Source organism: Micromonospora sp. ATCC 39149 (assembly GCF_000158815.1).
GTDB lineage: Bacteria > Actinomycetota > Actinomycetes > Mycobacteriales > Micromonosporaceae > Micromonospora.
The window spans coordinates 6206658-6217434 of sequence record NZ_GG657738.1; the positions used below are offsets into that span (position 1 = coordinate 6206658).

The following is a 10777-nucleotide window of genomic DNA, read 5'->3' on the forward strand; positions in this document are numbered from 1 at the left end:
GGCGGCGCTTGCCGGCTCTGCCGGGCTGGCCGTGCCGGACATGCGGTTCAGCACGGTCGGGGTCGGCGGCGATCTCCCGCCGGCGGAGTGTGTCGACCGCTCGCTGGCCGAGTGGCACGGGTCGGATCCCGAGGTCCGCCACGTGGGCGGCGCACGGCTGGTCCGCCGACTGCGTCCGGCCGACGTGGCCACCGGCCCGGCGGTGCGGATCCGCCCCGGCGCGGTCTGCCTGATTACCGGTGGCATGGGTGGACTCGGCCGGATCGTCGCCGCTCACCTGGCCCGCCGCCACCACGGCCGGATGGTGCTGGGTGGGTCGCTCGCCGCTGACCGCCGACGGACAAGCCGTGCTGGCCGCCCTGCGGGGCGGGGGTGCCGCCGACGCGGTCTACCTGTCGGCCGACGTGGCCGACCCGGCCGCCGCCCGGGACCTCGTGGCCCGACTGCGGCAGCGGTACGGCGGGACGCACGTGCTGGTGCACGCGGCCGGCGTGCTGGACCCCCGCCCACTGACCGACGTGGACGATTCGGGCTTGGCCGCCACGCTGCGCCCCAAGATGACGGGCGTGCTGGCGCTGGACGAGGCGACCCGGGACGAGGACCTCGACGCGGTGGTCCTGTTCTCCTCGGCCGCCGCCGTGCTTGGCGACTTCGGCCTCGGCGGGTACGGGGTGGCCAACCGGTTCCTCGACGCCTTCGGCGAGTGGCGGGAGGCCCGACGGGCCGCCGGGCAGCGTCGCGGCGCCACCGCCGTACTCAACTGGCCGCTCTGGGCGGACGGGGGCATGCACCTGCCGGGTGAGGACCTGTATTTGCGCTCGACCGGGGTGGTGCCGCTCTCCACCACCGACGGGCTCGACATCCTCGACCTGGCCCTCGCCCGGGGCTGGTCGCAGACCGTGGTGCTGCCCGCCGCAGCCGCCGGCGATCAACCGCCGGTCGGGGCTGTGCCGGTGGGAGCCGGCACGGTCCAGTCCGGTGGGGCATCGGACGACGCCCCCGATGACTGGCCCGAGCGGCTGCGGAGCGAGGTGCGCGCGGTCGCTGCCGAGGTGCTACGGTTCGACGCCGACCGGTTGGTGCCGGACGAGAACCTCAGCGCGTTCGGCTTCGACTCGCTCAGCCTGAAGACCTACGCCCAGCGGCTGACCGACGTCTTCGGCGTTCCGGTCTCCCCGACGCTCTTCTTCGCCCGGGGCACCCTCCGGGAGGTCGCCGACCACCTCGCCGACCGGCACGGGGCGGCCCTGCGTGCCCGGTACGCCACCGCGCACCTCCCCGCCGACCCGGCACCCCACGCCATGGCCGCCCCGCCGGTCCACCCCGTTTCCGCCCCGGCACCCGTTCTCGCGGAAGGGACCGCCGCCGGTGCCCGGGGCGGGGCGCCGGAGCCGCCGTCGGGTGGCCCGCAGCCGGTGGCGCTCACGCGACCCAGGTCGGCGGAACCGACCCCGTCCGGCGCGAGCCGGGGCGGGGCACCGATCGCGGTGGTCGGTATGGCCGGCCGGTTTCCGGGCTCACCGGACCTCGCCGCGTACTGGCGCAACCTGGTCGCCGGCCGGGACCTGATCGCTGAGGTGCCGGCCGACCGTTGGGACTGGCGGGCGGTGGACGCCTCCGGCGGCGACACGGAGGGTCGTTCCCGTAGCCGGTGGGGCGGTTTCATCGGGGGTGCCGACCACTTCGACGCCGCCTTCTTCCGCATCTCCCGGCGCGAGGCCGAACTGATCGACCCGCAGCACCGGATCTTCCTGGAGACCGCCTGGGCGGCGCTGGAGGACGCCGGCTGGTCTACGACCACGCTCGCCGGCCGCCGGGTCGGCGTCTTCGCCGGCGTGCAGTTCCGCGAGTACGGGCAGCTGCTGGAGGAGGCCGGCATCCGGGTGGCGCAGATCGGCACCGGCAACGAGCACGCCATGCTGCCCAACCGGCTGTCGTACCTGCTGGACGTCCGCGGCCCGAGCGAGGCGATCGACACCGCCTGCTCGGGGTCGCTGGTGGCGGTGCACCGGGCCATCCGCTCGCTGCGGTCGGGGGAATCGGAGCTGGCCGTCGCCGGTGGCGTCAGCCTCATGCTCACCCCCCGGTACCACATCCTGACCACCCAGATGGGCGTCGCCTCGCCCACCGGCCGGTGCCGTACCTTCTCGGCCAACGCCGACGGTTACGTCCGGGGCGAGGGCGTGGGCGTGGTGGTGCTCAAGCCGCTGGAGCGGGCGCTCACCGACGGCGACCACGTGTACGCCGTCCTGCGCGGCTCGGCGGTCGGGCACGGCGGCCGGGCCAGCTCACCCACCGCACCGAACTCCCGCGCCCAGGCCGACCTGGTGCTGGCCGCTTGGGACGACGCGGGGGTCGACGCGGCGGACATCTCGTACGTGGAGGCGCACGGCACCGGCACCGAACTGGGCGACCCGGTGGAGGTCGAGGGACTGCGGGAGGCGTTCGAGGAGGCGGGCCGGCGGGGCGGTCCGAGGCCCGTCCCCGGTGGCTGCGGACTGGGTTCGGTCAAGTCACAGATCGGGCACCTGGAACCGGCCGCCGGCATCGCCGGACTGATCAAGGTGGTGCTGGCGCTGCGGCACGGGACCCTCCCCGGCGACCCTGCACGCCAGCCCGCCCAACCCGTACCTGAGCCTGGACGGGAGCCCGTTCCGGGTGGTCGACCGGGCCATGCCGTGGCCGCGCCCCACCAGCCCTGGCGGGGTGACGCTGCCGCGTCGGGCGGGCCTCAGCTCGTTCGGCTTCGGTGGCACCAACGCCCACGTGGTACTGGAGGAGCACGTCACGGAGCCGGCCGGCGACCCGTACCCGTCGGGGGAGCACGTCGTGGTGCTCTCGGCGCGTACCCCGGAGCGGCTGCGCGCGTACGCCGACCGGTTGGCGACCTTCCTGCGCGACACGACCGACGCCGACCTCGACCGGGCACGGGCGGTGGTCGCCGACGTGCTCAACGTCGCCCCCGCCGTCGTCGACCTGGACGCGCCCCTGGCCGAGCAGGGCATGGACCTTGTCGGCGCGGCCACCCTCGCCGGCCGGCTCGGTGCCGTGCTGGGGACGGCGCTGCCTCCGGCGGCCTGCCGACCCGACACCACCGTGCGGGCTCTGGCCGCCCGGCTGCCCGGAGGTCCGGCGCTGGCCGACATCGCGTACACCCTGGCCACCGGACGGGCGACGCTGCCCACCCGGCTGGCGACGGTGGTCGCCGACCGCGCGGAGCTAGCCGACCGGCTGGCCACGTTCACCGCGACCGGCACCGCCCCGGGCGTACTGACCGGAACCGTCGCCACCCGCCGGGCCGACGGTACGGAGGCGGCGTCCGCGTCGCCGGAGGCGGCCGGTGCCGACCTGGCCGGTACCGATCCGGCGAGCCTGGCGCGGGCCTGGGTGTCCGGGGTGGACGTCGACTGGACGGCACGGCTGTCCGGCCGGCGGGTGCCCCTGCCGACGTACCCGTTCGCACCCGTTCGGATCTGGTTCGAGACCACCGCCGGGGCATCCGGAGCCCTCGCCGGGTCGACCGGCGACGGCGCGTCGCCCGAGGCCCGACAGCCCGCCGGTGCCGTGGACGGACATCCGCTGGCGCACGGTGACGGCACCGTCAACGGGCACTGGCGGATGGTGACCCGCCTCGACGGGACCGAGTTCTTCCTCCGCGACCATGTGGTCGCCGGTCGGCGCACCCTGCCCGGTGTGGCCTACCTGGAACTGGCCCGGGTCGCCGCCCAACGCTACGCCGGCCGGCCGGTGAACGTCCTGCGGGACGTGTTCTGGGCCCGGCCGGTGACGGTGGACGCCGAACCCGTCGAGCTGCACACCACCGTGACGGGCGCCGCAGACGGTGACCTGCGGATCGAGTTCCGGTCGACCGGCGGCGTCCCGTACGGGCAGGCCCGCACCGGCACGGTGCCGGACGCGTCGGCCCCGCCGCCCGCAGTGGACATCCCGGCGGTACGGGCCCGGCTGGGTGCCGGCCGGGACGGCGCGGACTGCTACCGCGACCTGACCACCGCCGGGTTTCGGGTACGGCCCTACCTTCCGCTGCCTGCGTGAGCTGTACGCGGCCGGGGACGAGGCGCTGTCGCGCTGGGTGCTGTCGGACGATGCGGCCGGTGACGCCGACCGGTTCGGGCTGCACCCGGGGATCCTCGACGGCGCGCTGCACACCCTGCTCGGGTTGACCGACGACGGCGAGCGCCCGTCGGTGCCGTTCATGCCACACGGGTGCTGCTCGACGCGCCGCTGCCCCGCCCGGGGCTGGGCGTACGCGGTCCGCGACGGTGCCGCCCGTGCCGGAGTACGCCGCTTCGACGTCACGGTCACCCGACGACGCCGGGGCGGGTCTCCGTCCGACTGCTCGGTTTGGCCGTCCGTACCCTCTCCGCCGCCGTGACCCCGACGGTCGCCGCTGCGCCGCAGCCGGCCGGACTCGCCATCCCCGCTCCCGGTCCGGCGTCGGCGGTCGGTGCGGCGCTGTTGTTCCGGGCGCGCTGGCGGCCGGCGGACCTGCCGGCCGTACCGGGGCAGCCGGTCACCGGGCGGGTGTTCACCGTCGGCGTGCCAGCCACCGCGCTCGCCGGCCCGGACTTGGCCGCTGCGGACGTCGTCGAGGCCACGCCGCTGGCCGTCTTCCGGGCGTGCCGGGAAGCGGCCCGCTCCCGGAACCCGGCGCGCCTGCTCGTCGTGCACCCCGTCGACCACCTCGAGGGCGCGGCGCTGGCCGGGCTGGCCCGGACCGTCCGGCTGGAGAACAGCCGGCTGCGCCTGTCGACGGTCGGCACCGACGGTACGTTGACCGCCTCGGCGGTCGCGGCCGAACTAGCCGCCGGTGGCGACGAGGTCGAAGTGCGGTACGCGGGCGGCCGGCGGCTGCGCATCTCCTGGGTCGAGGCGGAGCCCGCAACGGTGGCCGGTTCGCTGCTGCGTCCCGGCGCGGTCGCGCTGATCACCGGAGGTGCCGGCGGCCTGGGCCGGATCTTCGCCGAGTACCTCGCCCGCCGGGGCGCGGGCGCGTTGGTCCTGGTCGGTCGGGGCCGCCCCGACGCCGGGCTGGCCGGGTGGTCCGCCGACCTGGGCGTACCGGTGGTCTACGAGGCGGCCGACGTGTCGTGCCCCGAGCAGATCGGCGCGGTGCTCGACCGGACGCGGTCGCGGTTCGGCGGTGTGCAGGTCGTGCTGCACGCAGCGGGGGTGATCCGGGACGGGTTGCTCGCCACCAAGACCGACGAGCAGTGGCACGAGGTGCTGACCCCCAAGGTGACCGGCGTACGGGTACTCGACGAGGCGACCGCCGGCGACGAGCTGGACCTCTTCGTGACCTTCTCCTCCTGCACCGGGCTGCTCGGCAACCCCGGACAGTCGGAATACGGGTACGCCAACCGGTACCTCGACGCCTTCGCCGTGCAGCGGGAGCACCTGCGCGCCCGAGGCGAGCGCGCCGGCCGTACCGTCTCGGTGGCCTGGCCGCTCTGGGCCGACGGCGGCATGCGTGTCGACGAGGTGGCCCGCGAGCGGCTGTGGCGCGACACCGGGCTGGCACCGATGCCGGCGACGGCCGGCCTGGCAGCGTTCGAGGCGGCACTGGCGGGCAACGAGCCGCAGGTAGGCGTCATGTACGGCGATCCTGCCCGGCTGCGGGCCCGGCTGGCGGCCGCCACTCCGACCATGGCACCCGCACTAACCACCGTGGACCTTCCCGCCGGTCCGGACGCGGCTGGTCGGCGCATGGCCGGTCCTGATGGGGCCGGTGCGGCGTCCGGGTCGGGCCTGGCCTGGTTGGAGGGGGGCCTCACCCGGATCTGCGCGGAGCTGCTCAAGGTCGACGCGGCCGAGTTGGACCCGGAGGAGGAGCTGAGCAGCTACGGCGTCGATTCGATCATGATGATGTCACTGATGAACGTCCTGGAGCGGGAGTACGGCGTCGTCGTCGAACCGGGCGTGCTGGCCGAGCACCCGACCATCCGGGGCATGGCCGCCTACCTGTCCGCCGAGGGCGTGGGCCCGTCGGCCACGGCTGCCGCGCCTGTGGCCATCCCGTCGGCCGCGCCCGTCGTCATTCCGTCGGCCTCGGCCGGCGCCGCGCCCGCCCCGACCCCGGCCGGGGCGCCCACTGCGGCGCCGATGGTCGTGGTAAACCGGCCCTCGGCGTCGGCCAACGACGGCCGGATCGCGGTGATCGGAATGGCCGCCCGGCTGCCTGGCTCGCCGGACGTCGCCGCGTTCTGGGACAATCTGCGCTCAGGACGGCACCTGGTGGGCACCGTACCGGCCGACCGCTGGGCGATGGAGGGCTTCTACAGCCCGGACCGCACCGCGCCCCAGCGTTCGTACTCGCGGTGGGGTGGGTTCCTGGACGACATCTACGGCTTCGACGCGGCCCGGTTCCGGATCGGCGACGACGACGCGCTGTCCATGGATCCGCACCATCGGATCCTGCTGGAGCTGGCCGAGGAGCTGTGGCACGCCGCCGGTTACCGGCCGGCGGACCTGGCCGGCTCACGGACCGGGGTCTACATCGGCGGTGGTGAGAGCAACTACGTCCAGCGCAGTACCGAACGGCTGACTGCCGAGCACGCCCGCCGGTTGATCGTCAACACCATTCCCAACATGATGGCGGCCCGGCTGGCCGACGCGTTCGACCTGCGTGGTCCGGCGCAGAGCATCGACACCGCCTGCTCCTCGTCGCTGGTTGCGGTGCACAACGCCTGCCGCGACCTGCGGTCGGGCGACTGCGACCAGGCCGTCGTCGGTGGCGTCGAGCTGCTCGTGGACGGCTACCTGCACGTGGCGTTCAGCAAGGCCGAGGTGCTCTCCGACGACGACCGCTGCCACGTGTTCGACGAGCGGGCCAAGGGCCTGGTGATCGGCGAGGGCGCGGGTCTGGTGCTGCTCAAGCCGTACGCCGCCGCGCTGCGCGACGGCGACGACGTCCTCGCGGTGATCCTCGGCGGTGCGGTCAACAACGACGGGCGCACCATGGGACTCACGGTGCCCAGCGCCGATGGCCAACAGGAGGTGCTGCGCCGGGCGTACGCGGCGGCCGGCATCGCGCCGGACACCGTCAGCTACTTCGAGGCGCACGGCACCGGCACCCTGCTCGGCGACCCGATCGAGATCCGGGCCGCCAGCCGGGTGCACCGGGAGTACACCGACCGCACCGGCTACTGCGGGGTGGGCTCGGTGAAGTCGAACATCGGCCACCTGCTGCGGGCGGCCGGCGTGGCGTCGCTGGTCAAGACGGTGCTGGCGCTGCGTCACAGGATGATTCCCCCAACCCTGCACTGCGCTCGCCCGCACGCTCGGTTCCGGTTTCCCGAGTCGCCGTTCTATCCGGTGACCCGGCTGCAGGGCTGGGGCCCGCCGCACGGGCTGCCGCGCCGCGCGGCCATCTCCTCGTTCGGATTCGGCGGCACCAACGCGCACCTGGTGCTGGAGGAGTTCACCCCGCCGGCCGGGCACCTGGTCGCCCGCCGCCCGCTGCCTCCGCCGACGTTTTCGGCGTCGCCGGTACCGGCTCGGCTGGCCGGTGGTCGACCTGCCCGACATCGCGCCCACCCTGGCCGTGCCGGTCTCCGCCCCGCCGACCAGAACGGCGATCGACCGGGCCCGGCGGTTCGCTGGAGGAGCTGCTCGCCGCGGTCCGCGACCAGCGGATCGACCCCGACCACGCCCTCACGCTGCTGGAGGCCGATCGATGAGTCCCACCGCCGACGCCCCGTCCGGCGGCGAGCTGCGGCAGATCCTGCACGAGCTGCGGGCGGGCCGACTCACCGGCGCGTAGGTATCCGCCCGCATCCGTCAGCTACGCGCCACGAGCGGGTGGACCTTCGCGTACGACGAGCCGCGCGTCCGCGACCACCTCGGCCGCAACCCGTTCGACGGGGACCCGGCGACCCGGGTGGTGCTCGGCGTGACCTGGTGCGCCGTGGCGGTGGCCGCTCGGCGCGCGGCCACCGGGGCTCCGGTGGCGGTGCGCGGACTCACTCTCGGCCGGCCGGTGCTGCTCGGGCCGGAGCAGTCCGCTCGTGTCCGGCTGGCCGACCCGGTCGGCGACGGATCGTTCTCCGTGCTGGTGGAGACCGGCGACGGCGAGCGCGAGGTGGCCGGCGGGCGGTTCGAACCGCTGGCTGACACCACCGAGCCGGTCGACCTGTCCGGCCTGCGCGCAACCGGTCCCGTCCTGCCCGGCGCCGCGCTGTACGGCGGAACCGAGAGCCAGCGCGGCCCCGCCCTGACCACCGTCGTCCGGGCGTGGCCGACGCCCGGTCAGGTGCTCGCCGAGCTGCGGCTGCCCGACGAGTTCGTCGGCTTCCGGTACGCCGACACCGCCGACCCGGCGCTGCTCGACGGGGCGTACGTCGCCAGCCTCGCCGCACTGCCTGCCCGTGCGGGAGCTGGCGGTGACCCGGCCAGCGCGGCCGGCGTGTGGATCCCGTTCCTGATCGAGCGGGTCCGCGCGTACGAACCGGTCGGCGCGCACTGCCACTGCCTCGTACGGCACGTGCGGTCGTTGCCGGACACCGAGATCGTGGACGTCACCTTCTGCGCCGACGACGGTCGGGTGCTGCTCGCGCTGGACGGCTTCACCTACCGATACGCCCGGTACACCGCGTCGACGCCGGCTGGACCGACCACAGCCACCGGCCCGGTCGACACGGAACCGGCGGGTGGGGTAAAGCAACGGGTCGCGGCCTACCTCACCGGCCGCCTCGCCGCGCTCAACGGGGACCGCCCGGTGGACCCGCGCGCCACCTTCATGGACCTCGGCATCGACTCGACCGCACTGATCGGGCTCGCCCGGACGATCGAGGGGGACCTGGGTCTGGAGCTGTACCCGACGCTCTTCTTCGAATACCAGACCGTCGAGGAGCTGTCCGCCTGGTTCGCCGGGGAGCACCCCGAGGCATTCCCGCCGCAGACCATGGCATCCCCGTCGCCCGCCGCGCCGGCCGAAGCAAGCCCGTCCGCATTGGTGGCGGGGGCCGGCCTGTCCGGATCGGCGGCGTCCGCCGTGTCGGCGGAGGTCACCCCGACCGCGTCGGCGGGAGGGGCCGTCCCGGAGGACGCCGTGGCCGGGCCCCGGGTCAGGGACCGACCGACCGGCCGGGACATCGCGATCATCGGCATGGCCGGCAGGTTCGCCGGCTCACCCGACCTGGACACGTTCTGGCACCATCTCCGCGCCGGTACGGACCTGATCAGCGAGATTCCGCCGGAGCGCTGGGACTGGCGGCCCTGGTTCGACGCCGACCGGGACCGGCCCGGTCGCACCTACTCGCGGTGGGGCAGCTTCATCGAGGCCGACCGGTTCGACGCCACCTTCTTCGGCATTGCCCCACGCGAGGCCCGCTGGCTCGACCCGCAGCTGCGGCTGCTGCTCGAGGTGACGCACGCCGCCGTCGAGGACGCCGGGTACGGCCGCCGCCTGCACGGCAGCCGTACCGGTGTGTACGTGGGCAGCTGCTTCCGTGACTACTGGGATGAGATCGTCCGGGCCGGCCTGCCGATCGGCGACTACGAGGGCGGCGCCGGGCTGGTCTCCGCGCTGGCCGGCCGGCTGTCCTACACCTTCGACCTGCGCGGGCCCAGCGTGCCGGTGGACAACGCGTGCGCGTCGTCGCTGACCGCGCTGCATCTGGCGGTACGCGCGCTGCGGGGCGGGGAGTGCGACACCGCCGTGGTCGCCGGGGTAAACCTCATCCTCAGCCCCCTGCACCACGTCAACGGCTCGCGGGTGCAGGCGTTGTCGCCGACCGGCCGGTGCCACACCTTCGACGCCAGGGCGGACGGGTACGTACCCGGTGAGGGTGTCGTCGCGCTGCTGCTCAAACCGCTGGAGGCCGCGCTGCGGGACGGCGACTCGGTGCACGCGGTGATCAAGGGCTCGGCGGCCAACCACGGCGGTCGGGCCAACAATCCGACCGCGCCGCGTCCGGAGGCGCAGACCGGCCTGCTGGTCGACGCCTGGGCGGACGCCGGAATCACGGCCGACACGATCGGCTACATCGAGGCGCACGGCACCGGCACCCTGCTCGGCGACCCGATCGAGGTACGGGCGCTGACCGAGGCGTTCTCCCGGCATACCGACCGGGTCGGCTTCTGCGGGCTCGGCTCGGCCAAGGCGCACCTAGGCCATCTGGAGGGCGCGGCGGGGCTGGCCGGGGTGGTCAAGGTGGTGCTATCGATGCGCCACGGCGAACTGCCCGCGATGCCCGGGTTCCGGGACCCCAACCCGTATCTGTCGCTGGAGAGTTCCCCGCTGCGCGTGGACCGGACCGTCACGCCGTGGCCGAGCACCGCGAGCGCACCCCGCCGGGCCGGCGTCAGCTCGTTCGGCCTGACCGGCAGCAACGCGCACGTGGTGATCGAGGAGGCGCCGGAGCCCTTGCCCGCACCGCGCACCGGCTCCGGGCCGTACCTCCTGCTGCTCTCGGCGCGCAGCGCCGAACGCCTGCACGTGTATTCGGCGCTGCTCGCCGAGCACCTGGACCGGGTCCGTCCGCCGCTGGCAGACGTCGCCCACACGCTCTGCGCCGGACGCGAGCCCATGCGGGCCCGTCTCGCCGTGCTCGCCGACGACCACGACGAGGCGGTACGCCTGCTGCGCGCCACGCAGTCCGGCACCCTCGGCGGGGCGGCGACCGGGGATTCGGCATCGGCGGCACTGGCCGCACGGTGGCTGGCCGGCGAGGACGTGCCCGCCCCGGACGGCCGGCTGATCCGGCTGCCCACGTACCCGTTCGCCGGGGAACTGCACTGGTTCCCGGTCACCTCGGCC

Annotated in this window: 5 protein-coding genes and 2 pseudogenes; 6 read left to right on the plus strand and 1 reads right to left on the minus strand. The window is 74.8% G+C overall.

The features are described from left to right. Positions 1-295: hypothetical protein (locus MCAG_RS36425; RefSeq protein ID WP_369751340.1), on the minus strand; the 295-nt coding region annotated here is incomplete at its 3' end. A 16-nt stretch (positions 296-311) separates the two neighbouring features. On the opposite strand from MCAG_RS36425, the pseudogene MCAG_RS35335 reads away from it, so the two are divergent. From MCAG_RS35335 to MCAG_RS35350, 6 genes and pseudogenes are all read left to right on the plus strand, one after another. Continuing rightward, positions 312-2585 (plus strand): annotated as a pseudogene (locus MCAG_RS35335) (SDR family oxidoreductase); the annotation flags it as partial. An 88-nt stretch (positions 2586-2673) separates the two neighbouring features. Continuing rightward, positions 2674-3060 (plus strand): annotated as a pseudogene (locus MCAG_RS36430) (ketoacyl-synthetase C-terminal extension domain-containing protein); the annotation flags it as partial. Positions 3061-3564: 504 nt separating this feature from the next. Next, positions 3565-4053, plus strand: coding sequence for a polyketide synthase dehydratase domain-containing protein (locus tag MCAG_RS35830; protein WP_050778092.1), 489 nt, complete (start codon positions 3565-3567; stop codon positions 4051-4053). A gap of 1 nt (position 4054) precedes the next feature. After that, positions 4055-4393: a polyketide synthase dehydratase domain-containing protein gene (locus tag MCAG_RS35835; RefSeq protein WP_255349024.1), complete on the plus strand. Its 339-nt coding sequence runs from the start codon at positions 4055-4057 to the stop codon at positions 4391-4393. Then, entirely contained in the window at positions 4390-8130 is a 3741-nt protein-coding gene (locus tag MCAG_RS36435) for a type I polyketide synthase (RefSeq protein ID WP_198141656.1), read from the plus strand. Before MCAG_RS35835 ends, MCAG_RS36435 begins: the two co-directional genes overlap by 4 nt. Beyond that, on the plus strand, positions 8066-10777 hold a 2712-nt coding region (locus MCAG_RS35350; RefSeq protein ID WP_007076124.1), incomplete at its 3' end, for a beta-ketoacyl synthase N-terminal-like domain-containing protein. The genes MCAG_RS36435 and MCAG_RS35350, both read left to right, overlap by 65 nt.